Source organism: Massilia aurea (genome assembly GCF_014200505.1).
Lineage (GTDB): Bacteria > Pseudomonadota > Gammaproteobacteria > Burkholderiales > Burkholderiaceae_D > Telluria > Telluria aurea_B.
Window position 1 is genome coordinate 1,321,540 of sequence record NZ_JACHBX010000001.1, and the last position, 16,483, is coordinate 1,338,022.

General features: G+C 64.3%; 10 protein-coding genes and 2 tRNA genes. 8 read left to right on the forward strand and 4 right to left on the reverse strand.

Translation table 11 applies throughout. The annotated features are described in order from the left end of the window. Window positions 1–206: 206 nt before the first annotated feature. Complete coding sequence (gene lon / locus HD842_RS05875) at window positions 207–2,621, forward strand: endopeptidase La (RefSeq protein WP_183552144.1); 2,415 nt, start codon at window positions 207–209, stop codon at window positions 2,619–2,621. 73 nt (window positions 2,622–2,694) lie between these two features. Here the strand turns inward: lon and HD842_RS05880 are convergent, their stop codons facing one another. After that, window positions 2,695–3,663: an IS1595 family transposase gene (locus tag HD842_RS05880; protein ID WP_183552145.1), complete on the reverse strand. Its 969-nt coding sequence runs from the start codon at window positions 3,661–3,663 to the stop codon at window positions 2,695–2,697. A gap of 241 nt (window positions 3,664–3,904) precedes the next feature. On the opposite strand from HD842_RS05880, the gene HD842_RS05885 reads away from it, so the two are divergent. The 5 genes from HD842_RS05885 to HD842_RS05905 all read left to right on the forward strand — a co-directional run bounded on the left by HD842_RS05885 (window position 3,905) and on the right by HD842_RS05905 (window position 8,761). Further along, window positions 3,905–4,177, forward strand: coding sequence for an HU family DNA-binding protein (locus HD842_RS05885; protein WP_183553666.1), 273 nt, complete (start codon window positions 3,905–3,907; stop codon window positions 4,175–4,177). Window positions 4,178–4,258: 81 nt separating this feature from the next. Beyond that, window positions 4,259–4,335, forward strand: a tRNA-Asp gene (locus tag HD842_RS05890). Window positions 4,336–4,360: 25 nt separating this feature from the next. Beyond that, window positions 4,361–4,437, forward strand: a tRNA-Asp gene (locus HD842_RS05895). Between the two features lie 115 nt (window positions 4,438–4,552). Beyond that, on the forward strand, window positions 4,553–6,472 hold the full coding sequence (locus HD842_RS05900) for a SurA N-terminal domain-containing protein (RefSeq protein WP_183552146.1): 1,920 nt from the start codon (window positions 4,553–4,555) through the stop codon (window positions 6,470–6,472). A gap of 141 nt (window positions 6,473–6,613) precedes the next feature. Then, window positions 6,614–8,761: a beta-glucosidase gene (locus tag HD842_RS05905; RefSeq protein WP_183552148.1), complete on the forward strand. Its 2,148-nt coding sequence runs from the start codon at window positions 6,614–6,616 to the stop codon at window positions 8,759–8,761. A 2-nt stretch (window positions 8,762–8,763) separates the two neighbouring features. Here the strand turns inward: HD842_RS05905 and mnmH are convergent, their stop codons facing one another. Together mnmH and HD842_RS05915 are read right to left on the reverse strand one after the other, a co-directional pair. Continuing rightward, window positions 8,764–9,825, reverse strand: coding sequence for a tRNA 2-selenouridine(34) synthase MnmH (gene mnmH, locus HD842_RS05910; RefSeq protein ID WP_183552151.1), 1,062 nt, complete (start codon window positions 9,823–9,825; stop codon window positions 8,764–8,766). After that, window positions 9,822–10,478, reverse strand: a complete 657-nt coding sequence (locus HD842_RS05915; protein WP_183552154.1) for an arylesterase — start codon at window positions 10,476–10,478, stop codon at window positions 9,822–9,824. Before HD842_RS05915 ends, mnmH begins: the two co-directional genes overlap by 4 nt. 49 nt (window positions 10,479–10,527) lie before the next feature. On the opposite strand from HD842_RS05915, the gene HD842_RS05920 reads away from it, so the two are divergent. Beyond that, entirely contained in the window at window positions 10,528–11,205 is a 678-nt protein-coding gene (locus tag HD842_RS05920; protein WP_183553667.1) for an ABC transporter ATP-binding protein, read from the forward strand. Here the strand turns inward: HD842_RS05920 and HD842_RS05925 are convergent, their stop codons facing one another. Then, entirely contained in the window at window positions 11,206–12,726 is a 1,521-nt protein-coding gene (locus HD842_RS05925) for an NAD(P)H-hydrate dehydratase (RefSeq protein ID WP_183552157.1), read from the reverse strand. A gap of 109 nt (window positions 12,727–12,835) precedes the next feature. Between HD842_RS05925 and HD842_RS05930 the strand changes: the two genes are divergently transcribed. Beyond that, complete coding sequence (locus HD842_RS05930) at window positions 12,836–16,435, forward strand: hydantoinase B/oxoprolinase family protein (RefSeq protein ID WP_183552160.1); 3,600 nt, start codon at window positions 12,836–12,838, stop codon at window positions 16,433–16,435. Window positions 16,436–16,483: the final 48 nt, after the last annotated feature.

The following is a 16,483-nucleotide window of genomic DNA, read 5'->3' on the forward strand; positions in this document are numbered from 1 at the left end:
CAATAAGAGATCCCGGCTTCATTCGAAAAGCCACTCGCGGTACGCCGTGTGGTGGCTTTTTCATTTTCCGAGAGTCTTTTATTGGAACGGCTATATGCTCTGACAAGTCGAGTTTCTTTTACTTACAGAATATATTTTTGCCGGACGGTCTTGTGTTTTGGCTGTCCAGTGCCCAAGTTCAGAACACGCTTTTTATAAGGTATGCCATGACAACTTCGAAATTAACCGAGCAAACGACGCTGCCACTTCTGCCGTTGCGCGATGTGGTTGTGTTCCCGCATATGGTGATACCTCTGTTCGTTGGCCGCCCTAAATCGATCAAGGCTCTGGAAGCCGCGATGGAGCAGGGCAAAAGCATCATGCTGGCCGCCCAGAAGGCCGCCGCCAAGGACGAACCGTCCGCCGCAGACATCTACGAGATCGGCTGCGTCGCCAATATTCTGCAGATGCTCAAACTCCCCGACGGCACCGTCAAGGTCCTGGTCGAGGGTTCGCAGCGCGCGCGCATCGATACGATCAATGACGGCGCCACGCACTTCACGGCGCAACTGACGCCCGTCGAATCGGAAATCGGCGACGACTCCGAAGTCGAGGCGATGCGCCGTGCGATCGTTCAGCAGTTCGACCAGTACGTCAAACTCAACAAAAAGATTCCGCCAGAAATCCTCGCCTCGCTCGCCGGCATCGATGACGCAGGCCGCCTGGCCGATACCGTCGCTGCGCACCTGCCGCTCAAGCTCGAGCAGAAGCAAGTGATCCTGGAGATCTTCAACGTCGCCAAGCGCCTCGAGCACCTGCTCGGCCAGCTGGAAGGCGAGCTGGACATCCTGCAGGTCGAGAAACGCATCCGTGGCCGCGTCAAGCGCCAGATGGAAAAGTCGCAGCGCGAGTATTACCTGAACGAGCAGGTCAAGGCGATTCAGAAAGAACTGGGCGAGGGCGAAGAGGGTGCCGACATCGAGGAACTCGAAAAGAAAGTCGTCGCCGCCAAGATGCCGAAAGAAGCCATGGAAAAAGCCCAGGCCGAAATTCGCAAGCTCAAGCTGATGTCGCCGATGTCGGCCGAAGCCACCGTCGTGCGCAACTACATCGACACCTTGGTGTCGCTCCCATGGCGCAAGAAGTCGAAGGTCGCGATCGATCTGGCCAGTGCCGAAGCTGTGCTTGAACAGGATCACTATGGCCTGGACAAGATCAAGGAACGCATCCTGGAATACCTCGCAGTGCAACAGCGCGTCGACAAGCTGAAAGCGCCGATCCTGTGCTTCGTCGGTCCTCCGGGCGTCGGCAAGACGTCGCTTGGCCAGTCCATCGCCCGCGCGACGAACCGCAAGTTCGTGCGCATGGCCCTGGGTGGCGTGCGTGACGAGGCCGAGATCCGTGGTCACCGCCGCACGTATATCGGTTCCATGCCGGGCAAGGTGCTGCAATCGCTGGCGAAAGTCGGCGTGCGCAACCCGCTGTTCCTGCTCGACGAGATCGACAAGATGGGCGCCGATTTCCGTGGCGATCCGTCGTCGGCCCTGCTCGAGGTGCTGGACCCGGAACAGAACCACACGTTCTCGGACCATTACCTGGAAGTGGACTTCGACCTGTCGGACGTGATGTTCGTGGCGACGTCGAACTCGTACAATATCCCGCCCGCGCTGCTGGACCGTATGGAAGTCATTCGTCTGTCGGGTTACACCGAAGACGAAAAGACCAGCATCGCGCTGCGCTACCTGTTGCCGAAGCAGTTGAAGAACAACGGGCTGAAGGAAGAGGAAATCAAGGTCGAAGAGACCGCGATCCGTGACATCATCCGTTACTACACCCGCGAAGCCGGCGTACGTTCGCTCGAGCGCGAAGTGTCGAAAATCTGCCGCAAGGTCGTCAAGATGCTGCTGCTGAAAAAGCCGGGCACCGGTGCCGACAAGCGCGTCATCGTCAACGGCAAGAACCTGGACAAGTTCCTGGGCGTGCGCCGCTATGACTTTGGCGTGGCCGAGAAAGACAACCAGGTCGGCCAGGTGGTCGGTCTGGCCTGGACCGAAGTCGGTGGCGATCTGCTGACGATCGAAGCCGTCAACGTGCCGGGCAAGGGCGCCATCATCCGCACCGGTACGCTGGGCGACGTGATGAAGGAATCGATTGAAGCTGCCCGGACCGTGGTGCGCAGCCGCGCCGCACGCCTGGGTATCAAGAACGAGGCGTTCGAGAAGGCTGACATCCACATCCACGTGCCGGAAGGCGCGACGCCGAAGGATGGTCCGTCGGCCGGTATCGGCATGACGACGGCGCTGGTCTCGGCCTTCACCGGCATCCCGGTGCGCGCCGATGTGGCGATGACGGGCGAGATCACGCTGCGCGGTGAAGTCCTGCCGATCGGTGGTCTGAAAGAAAAGCTGCTGGCGGCGCATCGCGGTGGCATTAAGACGGTGCTGATTCCCGAGCAGAACGTGAAGGACCTGGCCGAGATTCCGGACAACGTCAAGAACAAGCTCGAGATCGTGCCGGTGCGCTGGATCGAGAAAGTGCTGGAGATCGCACTGGAGCGTCAGCCGCAGCCGTTGGTGGAAGATCCTGCAGTGGCCGTCGCGCCAGCGCCGGTGGAAGCCAAGCCTGAAGTGGTCAAGCACTAAATAGTATCGAGCTGCTTGCAGCTTCCTGAAACAGGCGCCCGTGTGGCGCCTGTTTTTTTGGGCTCAGTCAACGTTATCTGTTGATGACGCTGATAGCGATACTAAGCAATTGTTCTGGCGACGTAATCCGCTCACCATCCAGCGCCCAGCGCCAGCCCAGGTAATTGGGCAGGTAGCGCGACGCCACGCCACGAAAGCCCTGCAGCCAGGTCTTGAAACGCTGGTGGTAGGCATTCACGTTTTGCACATGGATGGCAAGGTTGCCTAGCCGCTTCGCACGCACCCCGGCGGGAAGATTGACCATCTCGTGCGTGATTCGGTGCTTGCGTGCAAAGGCGCGGTAGGCAGCATGGCTGTCACTGACCAGCAAGGCCTGCCGATCGAGGCTGGGCAGCAAGTCGCGTTCGAGTTGCGCAGCCGTGAGCGCACCCCTGCCAGTGACGGCATCGACCGTACGCCCCTCGCGGTCGCGCCCGACCAGGATGCAGTCCAGTTCACTGGAAATGCCCCGTCTGGCAGCGCAGCCGCCGCGGCGGCGCGGTGGCCGATCGAGCGTGCGCGAACCTTTTTGCGATTCGAGCAGAAATGTTTCGTCAGCTTCGACGATGCCGTTAAGCGCCGCGGGCCGGTCGAGCTTGATCCAATGCAGGAAGCGGTGTCGCCAGCGAAAGGCGGTGTTGCGGTGTACGCCGACCCGATTTGCGCCCTTGCGCACGGGGAGTGAATCGAGCAGTACCTGCGAATACGCGAGCCATTTGGCCTTGTGCCTGAGCCGCGCCAGCGGCGTGCCAGTGAGGTCATTAAAGGTGCGGCCGCAGGCACAGCAGCGGTAGCGCTGCAAATCATTGGCGAACCCGTGCCGGTAGCAATGCGCGTTGCCGCATCTGGGGCAGCAGCGGCCTGGTGCTCTGACCTCATCGATAAGCGCAACCACCTGATCGAGCCCAGCTGTAGGATGCAGGGCATCGAGCGCTTGCTGGCGCTGCGGCTGATTCAGTGAAGGCAGTTTTGCGAACCAGCCCTTAAAACCTGGCGCTTTCATGATCGACTCCTGACGCTGGGGACAGGGCTTGGACCACTGGAGTGCTCGTCAGTTCAAAGCTAGTCTCTATTTAACGTTGACTGCGCCTTTTTTTTGGCTGTCGGGATGACGCTTCTTATGCCACAGATGAACCTGCATTGACGCGGGCTCGCTTGACAGCGTCATGTTGCCCTTGTTTAATACGGCCTGCACTTTTGCAGCAGCGGCGCGTGTGCGTCACGAACGGGAAACGAGGGAACGAGTGAACAAGGCAGAACTGATCGAAGAAATCGCGAAGTCCGCGGACATTACCAAGGCATCGGCAGCGCGTGCCCTCGACGCCGTCATCGACGCCGTGACCGAGACCCTGAAAAAGAATGATAGCGTCACCCTGGTTGGCTTTGGCACGTTCACGGTTGGCGAACGCGCCGCACGCACGGGCCGCGATCCGCGCACCAAGGAGCCCATCAAAATCAAGGCCGCACGCGTCCCGAAATTTAAGGCTGGTAAAGCGCTGAAAGATGCTGTAAACTAATGCCTTCTTCGCGGTGACAAGCGAAGGAAAGCAGCAGGGGTTGTTGTGTAGTCCCTGATGTTCGTTGGTGTGTTTTTTGCTGGAGCGGTAGTTCAGTTGGTTAGAATACCGGCCTGTCACGCCGGGGGTCGCGGGTTCGAGTCCCGTCCGCTCCGCCATAAAAAACGCACAGACACCATGTCTGGAGCGGTAGTTCAGTTGGTTAGAATACCGGCCTGTCACGCCGGGGGTCGCGGGTTCGAGTCCCGTCCGCTCCGCCAGAATATAGTAGTATGGGATGCCTCACGGGGCAATCCCGCTAGAAGAGGCGAACGCGAGTTCGCCTTTTTTTTTAACTTGTGCTGTTATTGCATTCTCAACCTTGAATGGCTGACCATGTTTGAATTTATTCGGAACAACAAGCGTTGGATGTACGGGATCCTGCTTCTTTTGATCGTCCCATCGTTCGTGTTTGTCGGTTTGGAGAGTTACCAGAGCAACGATGCCGGCACCCACGTCGCCACCGTTGGCGGCGAAAAGATCTCGCGTCAGGAATGGGAAGATGCACAGCGTCGCCAGATCGACCAGGCACGCCAGATGATGGGCGCCCAGTTCGACCAGAAGATGTTCGAGACGGCCGAAGCGAAGAAAACGATCCTGAATAACCTGGTCGGCGAACGCGCCATCAGCGCCGAGATCGCCCGCTCGCATATGAACGTGAGCGATGCAACGCTGCAAAAGACCATCATGGAGATCCAGCAGTTCCGCCAGCCGGATGGTGGCTTCGATATGGAAGGCTACAAGGCCGCCCTGGCAGCGCAAGGCATGACGCCGGCGATGTTCGACCAGCGCCTTCGCCGCGACCTCACCGTGCAGCAGTTGACCGGTTCGATCCAGGCCACGGCATTCGCACCACGCAGCGTCGCAACGCGCCTGTCGAGCATCAATGACCAGGAGCGTGAAGTGCAGGAGATCGTGTTCCCGGTCGCGACCTACCTGCCGCAGGTGAAAGTCACCGACGCGATGGTCAAGGCCTACTACGACAAGAACCCAACGCTGTTCCAGATTCCTGAGCAGGTCAAGGCCGAATACGTCGTGTTCAATGCCGCCACCGTTGAAAACCAGGTGCAGGTGTCGGATGCTGAAATCAGCGACTTCTATAACAAGAACCTCAAGACCTATACGACGCCCGAGCAGCGCAGCGCCAGCCACATCCTGATCACGGTGGCCAAGGATGCGAAACCAGCCGACCAGGCTGCGGCCAAGACGAAGGCGGAAGCCGTGCTGGCGCAAGTGCGCGCGGCGCCGGCCAATTTCGCCGCCATTGCCAAGGCCAATTCGCAAGACCCGGGCTCGGCCCAGGCTGGTGGTGATCTGGGCGTGGTCGAGAAGGGCTTGTTCGTCAAGTCGGTCGAAGATTCGATCTATGCGTTGAAAGAGGGCGAGACGAGCGGCCTGGTGCAGTCGGAATTCGGCTGGCACATCATCAAGCTGAACTCGATCAAGCCGGCGACGCAAAAGTCGCTCGACACAGCGCGTGAGCAGATTGCAGGCGACCTGAAGAAGCAAAAGATGGCTTCCAAGTACACCGAGCTGGCTGGCGTGTTCACCGAGACCGCGTATGACCAGTCGGACAGCCTGAAGCCGGTGGCCGACAAGCTCAAGCTGCAGATCCAGACCGTCGACAACCTGACCCGTACGCCGAATCCGGCGCTGGGCGATGCACCGTTCAACAATGCCAAGTTCCTGACTGCGCTGTTCGGTAACGACGCGCTGAAGAACAAGCGCAATACCGAAGCCGTGGAAGTCGCCCCAAGCGTGCTGGTGGCCGGTCGCGTCGTTGAACTGCGTCCCGCAGCCAAGCGTCCGCTGGCCGAGGTCGAGGCGCAGATTCGTCAGCGCGTGACGATCGAAGAAGCCGTGCGCCTGGCGCGCCAGGCAGGTGAAGCCAAGCTGGCTGCGGCCAAGGCGGCAGGCGATGCGACCGGTTTCGGTGCGCCGGTGATCGTGTCGCGCACCAAGCAGCCGACCATCAACCAGCCCGGTGCGATTGCCGTGCTCAAGGCTGACGCCACCAAGCTGCCGGCGTATGTCGGTGTCGATGTTCCCGGCCAGGGTTACGCGGTCTACCGCATTAACAAGGTCTCGCAGCCGGCGCAGCTCGACGCGGCGCGCCGCAAGCAGGAAGCCGACCAGATCGGCAACATGATGGGCCAGCAGCAGATGGTCGATTACGTTGAAGCGCTGAAGGTCAAGGCCAAGGCCAAGGTAACGGCCACGCCGTCGCAGCTGGGCACGAATACCGACGCGCAGTAAGCCGTCGCCCGTTCGCCCCTGATCGAAAAGCCCGGTTGCGCAAGCAGCCGGGCTTTTTTGCGATGTGCTTAACCGACCCGGCGGACGGTATCTGTAACACTGGACGGATCAGCTACTCTCCATCATGAAGGGACCGTTCCAATGACCACTGCCACCACGAGCCGTCAGCGCGCCCAGGATCTGGTTGCGCGCATGACCGAGGACGAAAAGTTTGCCTGGCTGTCCGGCCCGATGGCCATTCCTCTGACGGACGAGCTCAAAGCGCAGGGCGCCATCGGCTCGGCCGCGTTCTATCCCGGCATCCCGCCCCTGGGCATCCCCGCGATGCAGCAGGCCGACGCCAGTCTCGGGATCAGCAATATCGGCGACGTGCGCCCGGGCGACCATGCGACGGGTTTGCCCAGCTCGCTGCTGCTGGGCGCCACCTTCAACCGCCAGCTGGCACACGACAGCGGCGCGCTGGTCGGACGCGAGGCAAAGGCCAAGGGCTTCAATGTGCAGCTCGCTGGTGGCGCGAACCTGATCCGCGAACCGCGCGGCGGGCGCAATTTCGAACACATCAGCGAGGACCCACTGCTCACCGGCGAGCTCGCCGGCCACTCGGTTGCCGGCATCCAGGCCCAAGGCGTCGTCTCGACCGTCAAGCATTTCGTCGCCAACGGCCAGGAAACGGGGCGCGTGATGGTCAGCGCGAACCTGGCTGAAGCGGCTTTGCGCGAATCCGACCTGCTGGCGTTCCAGATCGCGATAGCGATCGGCAAGCCGGGCGCCGTCATGCCTGGCTATAACCTGGTCAATGGTCACTATGCGTCCGAAAACGCCTTCCTGCTGCAGCAGGTGCTCAAGGATGAATGGGGTTGCGCCGGCTGGGTCATGTCGGACTGGGGCGCAACGCATTCGACCGTCAAGGCGGCACTCGCAGGGCTGGACGTGCAATCGGGCGCCAATCTCGACGACGCGCATTACTTCGGCCAGGCCTTGCGCAACGCGGTACGAGACGGCCAGGTGCCGCAGTCGCGCATCGACGATATGGTGGCGCGCATCCTGACAAGCCTGATCGACGTCGGTGCACTCGACGCAGAGTCGATTGACGACCACACGCAGCCGATCGACTTCAGCCACCACAAACTGATCGCGCAGCGCCAGGCCGAAGAAGGCATCGTGCTGCTCACGAATCGGAACGCCACGCTGCCGCTGCCGCAACGACTCACGAAGCTGCTGATCGTCGGCGCGCATGCCGACCATGGCGTTCTGTGTGGCGGCGGTTCATCGGCCGTGACGCCCATCGGCAGCCTGCAACTGCCCGGCACCAGCATCATGGGGATGGACGTGGCCAAGGTCGTCCAGCCGTCGTCGCTTGTCACCGCGATCAAAGAGGAAAGCGTCGCACGTGACGTCGTGTTCGTCGACGGCACCGATCGTCAGCAGGTACTGGACGAAGCGGGCAGCGCCGATGCGGTGATCGTGTTTGCGCAGGAGTGGCGCTCGGAAGGGCTCGACGCCGTTGGCCTCGCGTTGCCCGACGACCAGGATGCGCTGATCGAGGCCATCGCCGGCGTCAACCCGAAGACGATCGTCGTCATCCAGTCGGGCGGCCCCGTCACGATGCCGTGGCGTGACAGCGTGGCCGCAATCCTGGCGGCGTGGTACCCGGGATCGGGCGGCGGGCCAGCCGTGGCGGGTGTGCTGTTCGGGCGCGTGAATCCCTCGGGCCGGTTGCCGGTCACGTTCCCGGCCAGCGAGGCGCAGTTGCCGCGCCCGGAGCAGATCGATCCGGAAACCACAACGTCCAACCCGGGCACGCCGCGCAAGGGCGGCATCATCGCGCTTGACTACGATATCGACGGGTCGGATGTCGGCTACCGCTGGTTCGCGCGCGAAGGGCATCAGCCGCTGTTCCCATTCGGGTTCGGCTTGTCGTACACGACGTTTGAAATGATCGGTCTGCGCGTGGGCGTCGATGGGCGTTACATCGCGAGCGTTGAGGTGGCCAACACCGGCGCGCGCACGGGCGCAGTCGTGGTGCAGATCTATGTCGAAAAGCAGGGCCCCGACGGCTTCGTCAAGCGCCTGGCCGGCTTCACCAAGACGACGCTGGCGGCTGGCGAGCGCGCCAGCGTCGAGATCGACCTCGAGCCGCGCATCCTTGCACGCTACCGTGTGGGCGGCGACGCGCCGGGCTTTGCCATCGAGCCCGGCGTCTACCGCGTGTGGGCGGCGCAGCACGTCGGCGACGACGCGCTCTGGCAGGATGTCGCGATTGACGAGGCGCGCCGCATCGGGTCGTAGCCTCAGGCCGGCGAGTCGTGCAGGTGCCGTGCCGCTGCCAGAAAATCGCTGGTGCCGATGTCGGCCAGCTCCACCACCTGCGCCTGCGGATACTGCACGAAGTTGCGGTCAATCGATCGCAGGTAGGCCGGGTCGTAGTGCTGCACCAAGAGCTCATCGACCAGCGCCGGCAGCGCGCCGCCTTGCGCCATCGCCTGCCAGTCAGCGATCTTGGCGCGGCCATGCACCAGCGTCAGGTGTGTCAGCTGATCGGCCAGCACGGACGGATCGGCGCAGAAGTGCTGATAATCTTCCATCAGCAGGCGCACGCGCGCGGGGCGCGCCAGTTGCAGGTCGATGCAGGGCGCGGCGCGCATGCGCACCATCACGGCATCCGGCACACGCAGGTTGCCGACTTTCTTACTCTCGGCCTCGACGAACACGGGACGGGCCAGGTCGAAGCTGCGCAGTTTGGCCAGCACCATCGTCTCGAACATCTTCTGGCTTGGCTGTGGTTCGTTCGGCAAGTGACCCAGCACCGAGCCGCGGTGGGCGGCCAGCTGCTCCAGGTCGAGCACCTGCGCGCCAATGCCGTCGAGCGTTTCGAGCAGGCGGCTCTTGCCGCTGCCGGTCGGGCCGCAGACGACGCGAAAATCGACGGCAGGCGGTTCGGCCAGCGCCGCGCTGACCCACGCGCGGTAATTCTTGTAGCCGCCCTCGAGCTGCGCCACCGGCCAGCCGATGCGCGCCATGATCAGCGCCATCGCGCCGCTGCGGTTGCCGCCGCGCCAGCAGTACACCAGCGGACGCCAGTCGCGCGGTTTGTCGTGAAACAGCGTGTCGATGTGGTGCGCGATATTGCGCGCAATGATCGGCGCCCCGGCCTTCTTGGCGTCGAATGCGCTGGTTTGCTTGTACAGCGTGCCAACAAGGATGCGTTCGTCGTTGTTCAGTACCGGGCAGTTGATCGCGCCGGGGATATGGTCGAGTGCGAATTCGGCTTCGCTGCGCACGTCGATGATCGCGTCGAATTCACCGAGGCGCGGGAGCAGGGCGTCGAACCCTGCGACTTCCGGGTACTTCATGGTTGCTTCACCATTTTCTCGAACGTCGGCCAGATATTGTTCAGGATGATCGGGTGCGCCTGCGCGGTGGGATGCAGGCGGTCTTGCTGGAACAGGGCCGGTTTGTCAGCCACGCCTTCAAGCATGAACGGCACCAGCGGCGATTTGGTCGACGTCGCCACGGTCTGGAACATGCCGAAGAAGCGCTCGGTGTAGGCGCGCCCGTAGTTCGGCGGCATGCGCATGCCCACCAGCAGCACGCGCGCTTTCTGCGCCTGCGCTGCGGCGATCATCGCGCGCAGGTTCGCTTCGGCCGACGGCACGGGAAGGCCGCGCAGGCCGTCGTTGGCGCCCAGTTCAATCACGACCAGGTCCGGCTTGTGCTGGCCCAGCAGGGCGGGCAGGCGCGCCTTGCCGCCGCTGGTGGTCTCGCCGCTGATGCTGGCGTTGACGACCCTGGCGTCGATTTTTTCGCTCTTCATTTTTTGTTCGAGCAGCGCGACCCAGCCGGCGCCACGGGCGATGCCGTATTCGGCCGACAGGCTGTCGCCCACCACGAGTACGGTTTTTGGTGCAGAATAAGCGTTCGCCGTCGCCGCCAGGGACAGACTCAACCCCAGTGCAGCGCCGACAATTAATTTACCGAGAACTGCGTTCTTAAGAAAAGCAAGCATGCGTGATCATCCCGAGGCATTCAAAAATGACGTCACTGACGTCGGTGTAATGACAGGCCGGCCGCCCGCAATTGAAGTCAGCGGCTTGTCGAAGAAGGTCGCAGACGCCAGCGGCGAGCTGACCATCCTGCAAGAGATTGATTTTACCGTGCAACCGGCAGAGACGCTCGCGCTCGTCGGCGCTTCCGGCTCGGGCAAGTCGACGCTGCTTGGCCTGCTTGCAGGCCTGGATACGCCATCGTCTGGCACCGTGCGCCTGGATGGTACCGACATCTTCGCGCTCGATGAAGATGGCCGTGCCGCGTTTCGCAAGGCCAAGCTGGGCTTCGTGTTCCAGTCGTTCCAGCTGCTGACGCACCTGAACGCGCTCGAGAACGTGATGCTGCCGCTCGAATTGCGGGGCGAATCCGGTGCACGCGAAAAGGCTGCCGACATGCTGGGTCGCGTCGGCCTGGGCAGCCGCCTGAAGCACTATCCCAAGTTTCTGTCGGGCGGCGAGCAGCAGCGTGTGGCGCTGGCACGCGCTTTCGTCACGCAGCCGCCGCTGCTGTTTGCCGACGAGCCCACCGGCAGCCTCGATGCCGCTACCGGCGAGTCGATCATCGGACTGATGTTCGAACTCAATCGCGAACGCGGCTCGACGCTGGTGCTGGTCACGCACGATCCGGGCATGGCCGCGCGTTGCGGCCGGACGATCACGATCGCCGCCGGCCGCCTCGTCAAATAATCAATCAGCTGCCTGGGCTGCAGCGCGCACCTGCGCGTTGAGTACCTTGCGCACGGCCGCGGGCAGTTCACCGGCCGTCAGGCCGATCGGCCCCACGCCATCTTCGACCAGCGCGTCGGCCGCGGCGCCATGCAGCCAGGCCGCCGCCGCTGCAGCTTCCTTGCCCGGCCAGCCTTGCGCCAGCAGCGCGCCGCAGATTCCCGCCAGCACGTCGCCACTGCCTGCCGTGGCCAGACCCGCGTTGCCGGTCGGGTTGATCAAGACCGCGCCATCGGGGTCTGCGATCACGGTGCCCGACCCCTTGAGAATCACGACTGCATGCATGCGCTGCGCCAGTTCACGCGCGCTGGCCAGGCGGTCAGCCTGCACCACCGACACCGTCATGCCCAGCATGCGCGCCGCTTCCAGCGGATGCGGCGTGAGCACGCTTGGGGCGCTCCGCTGCGCCAGGCGCGCCTGCAGGTCGGGGCTGGCGCCGACCAGGTTCAACGCATCGGCGTCGAGTACCAGCGGGCAGTCGCTGTCGAGCGCCTTGGCCACCAGCCGCATCGCATCGACCGAGTCGCCCATGCCAGGCCCAAGCACCAGCGTGCGGCCAAACAGATCCAGGTCGTCGGCCGCGCGGAACATGATTTCGGGCTGGCTGCTGTCGTAGCCGGGCGGCGTGTTGAGCGCCGCGACATACACGCGCCCCGCGCCCGCATACAGCGCGCCGCGCGCGGCCAGCACCGGTGCACCGGCCATGCCGTGCGCGCCGCCAATCACGGCGACGTCACCGAAGCTGCCCTTGTGCGAGTTCTGGCGGCGCGCCGTGAAGCAGTGCGCAAACGCCGGCAACCCGTTCATGGCTGCCGTCGTGGGCGTGGCCGCAGCATCCACGCCGAGCGTGTCCACGCGCACCACACCTGCGTGATCGCGCCCGTCGGCCGTGTGCAGGCCCGGCTTGTCGGCGATGAACGTGATCGTGTGCGTGGCGCGCACCGCGATACCGTCCGGGCCGATGACAGCGCCCGTGTCGGCGTCCAGGCCACTCGGCACGTCCAGCGCCAGGATTGGACAGCGAACGTCATCCAGGCCCGCGACGACATCGCGGTACTCGCCCGCGAGCGCGCGCGTCAGGCCGATGCCGAACAAGCCGTCGACGACGAGCGCCCACTGGCCATCGGGCGGCAGCATGTCGAGCCAGCCGACGGTGCCGGAACGCGCGCGCTCGTAGGCCGCAGCGGTTTCGCTCGAGGCGTCGTCGTTGCCATCGCCCGGTAAGTGCAGCACGGTCGCGTTGACGCCGGCTTCGGCCAGGTTGGCCGCCACCTCGAGTGCATCGCCGCCATTGTTGCCGGGGCCGGCGAGCACCAGCACCGGCGCGCCACGCAGGTCATCCCCTGATGCACCCAAAAGCTCGAGTGCATAGTCGGCGGCGGCCTTGCCGGCGCGGGTCATCAGGGTGCCCGGCGCCAGCGTGCTGCTGGCCGCGTGTTCGATGGCGCGCAGCTGCGCGACGGTGTAGAGAGGGTATGCCATGGTCGTTTGCGTGAATGAGAATGCGACCATTGTCGTGCATTCGCGCCAACGTTGGCGCGCCGTCCGCACTACAATGGCTGCCATCATCTGGTCAGCACAGGGAGTGAGTATGGATTGGCAGTTCTGGATCGACCGTGGCGGCACATTCACCGATATCGTGGGGCGCCGCCCGGATGGGCAACTCGTCACGCACAAGCTCCTGTCCGAGCACCCCGAGCAGTACCGCGATGCGGCCGTCGCCGGCATCCGTCACCTGCTGGGCATCGCCGCGGGTGCGCCGCTGCCGGCGGCCGGCATCGAGGCGGTCAAGATGGGCACGACCGTGGCCACCAACGCGCTGCTCGAGCGCAAGGGCGAGCCGACCGTGCTGGCCATCACGCGCGGCTACCGCGACGCGCTGCGCATCGCTTACCAGAACCGGCCACGCCTGTTCGATCGCCACATCGTGCTGCCCGAACTGCTGTACGCACAGGTCATCGAGATCGATGAACGCGTCGGCGCACATGGCGACATCGTGCAGCCGCTCGATGAAGCCGTCACCCGCGCCAGCCTGCAGGGGGCGTTCGACACCGGCCTGCGCTCGCTGGCCATCGTCTTCATGCACGGCTACCGCTACACGGCGCATGAAGCGGCGGTGGCCCGCATCGCGCGCGCGATCGGCTTCACACAGGTGTCGGTCTCGCACGAAGTGAGCCCGATGATGAAGCTCGTCGCGCGCGGCGACACGACGGTCGTCGACGCCTACCTGTCGCCGATCCTGCGCCGCTACGTCGACCAGGTGGCCGACGAACTGCCTGGCGTGAACCTGCAGTTCATGCAGTCCAATGGCGGCCTGACCGATGCCCGCGCGTTTCAGGGCAAGGACAGCATCCTGTCCGGCCCGGCCGGCGGCATCGTCGGCATGGTGCGCGCGAGCCGGCAGGCCGGCTTCGAGCGCGTGATCGGCTTCGACATGGGCGGCACGTCCACCGACGTCTCGCATTTCGCGGGCGAGTTCGAGCGCGTGTTCGAAACCCAGGTCGCCGGCGTGCGCATGCGCGCGCCGATGATGAGCATCCACACCGTCGCCGCCGGTGGCGGTTCGATCCTGCACTTCGACGGCAGCCGCTATCGTGTGGGGCCGGACAGCGCCGGCGCCAATCCCGGCCCGGCCAGTTACCGGCGCGGCGGCCCGCTCGCGGTCACCGACTGCAACGTCATGCTCGGCAAGGTGCAGGCCGATTATTTCCCGCGCCTCTTCGGCGCGCGTGGCGATGAAGCGCTGGACGTGGCCACCGTACGCCGCCGTTTCGACGCGCTGGCGGACGACATCGGCGCTGCAACGGGTGAACGGCCCGCACCGGAAGCGGTGGCCGAAGGCTTCATTGCGATCGCGGTGGGCAATATGGCCAACGCGATCAAGCAGATCTCGGTGCAGCGCGGCCACGACGTCACCGGCTACGTGCTCACCAGCTTCGGCGGCGCCGGCGGCCAGCACGCGTGCCTCGTGGCCGACGCCCTCGGCATGCAGACGGTGTTCATCCATTCGCTGGCCGGCGTGCTGTCGGCTTACGGCATGGGGCTGGCCGACCAGAGCGCGATGCGCGAGCAGGCCGTCGAAGAGCGGCTGGCCGATACGGTACTGCCGGCGCTGGCCGAGCGTCTCGGCGTGCTGGGCGAAGCTGCGCGCGCGCAGTTGCAGGCGCAGGGCGTGGCGCCCGAGTGCATCACGCTCGTCGAGCGCGTGCACCTGCGCTATGAAGGCACCGATTCGGCGCTCGTGGTGCTTGCGGGCGACATGGCAGGGATGACGGCGCAGTTCGAGCAAGCCTACAAACGCCGCTACTCGTTCCTGATGCCGGCACGCGCGCTAATCGTCGAAGCGGTGTCGGTCGAGGCCATCGGGCAGTCCGATGCACCGGCCGAGCAACTGGTGGCGACGACCACGCCAAGCGGCGAAGCGGCCCCGCAGGACACCGCGCGCATGTACAGCGCGGGCCGCTGGCACGATACCGGTGTCTACGCGCGCGGCGCGCTGCTGCCGGGGCACGCGGTGCGCGGCCCGGCGATCATCGCCGAAGACAATGCGACCACGGTCGTCGAGCCGGGCTGGGAAGCGCGCGTGACGCCATATGGCCACCTGGTGCTGCAGCGCGTGGAAGCCTTGCCCGAACGGCGCGCGATCGGCACCACGGCCGATCCGGTGATGCTCGAGATCTTCAACAGCCTGTTCATGTCGATTGCCGAGCAGATGGGCCTGCGCCTGCAGAACACGGCCCACTCGGTCAACATCAAGGAACGGCTGGACTTCAGCTGCGCGATCTTCGACCAGGACGGCAACCTGGTGGCCAACGCACCGCACATGCCGGTGCACCTTGGTTCGATGGGCGAGAGCATCAAGACCGTGATGCGCGAGAACGCGGGCCGCATGCATGCGGGTGACGTGTACATCCTGAACGACCCGTACAACGGCGGCACGCACCTGCCCGACGTGACGGTGATCTCGCCCGTGTTCGACGAAGCGGGCGCCGAGATCCTGTTCTACGTCGGCTCGCGCGGCCACCACGCCGACATCGGCGGCACCACGCCCGGCTCGATGCCGCCCGACTCGAGCCACATCGAGCAGGAGGGTGTATTGATCAACAATTTCAAGCTGATCGACGGGCAGGATGGCGTGCTGCGCGAAGACGCGGCGCGCGCGCTGCTGGTGGGCGCGCGCTACCCGGCGCGCAATCCCGACCAGAACCTGGCCGACCTGCGCGCGCAGGTGGCCGCCAACCAGAAAGGCGTCGAGGAGCTGCACAAGATGGTCGCGCACTTTGGCCTGGACGTCGTGCGCGCCTACATGGGCCACGTGCAGGACAATGCCGAAGAAGCGGTTCGGCGCGTGATCTCGGCGCTCAAGGATGGCAGCTTCCACTACCAGCTCGATAACGGCGCGCACATCGACGTCGCGATTCGCGTGGACACTGCAGCGCGCAGTGCGGAGATCGACTTCACCGGTACATCGGGCCAGCTGCCGAACAACTTCAATGCGCCGTCGGCCGTGTGCATGGCGGCCGTGCTGTACGTGTTCCGCACGCTGGTCGACGATGAGATTCCGCTCAACGCCGGGTGCCTCAAACCACTCAAGGTGATCATTCCACCCGGCTCGATGCTCAATCCGCACTATCCGGCATCGGTCGTGTCGGGCAATGTCGAAACCTCGACCTGCATCACCAATGCGCTGTATGGGGCGCTGGGCGTGATGGCGGCGGCGCAGGGCACGATGAACAACTTCACGTTCGGCAACCAGCGCTACCAGTATTACGAGACCATCTCGGGCGGCTCCGGCGCGGGCGACGGTTTCGACGGCACCGACGTGGTCCAGACCAATATGACCAACTCGCGCCTGACCGACCCTGAAATCCTCGAATTCCGCTTCCCCGTGCGGCTTGAGCGTTACGAGATTCGTCCGAATTCGGGCGGGGCGGGGCGCTGGCATGGCGGCAATGGCGGCGTGCGCCGCGTGCGCTTTTTAGAGCCGATGACGGCGGCGATCCTGTCGAACAACCGGATTCACGCGCCGTTCGGCATGGCCGGTGGCGCGGACGCAGAGCGTGGCCGAAACAGCGTCGAGCGCGCCGACGGCCGCATCGAGCAGGTGGGCCATATCGGCAAGATCGACATGGCCGCAGGTGACGTGTTCGTCATCGAGACGCCGGGCGGCGGCGGTTACGGCAAGCCATAGCGAGGGACAGCATATTGTGGCGCGCCCGCGCGCACTGTATGCTGCACC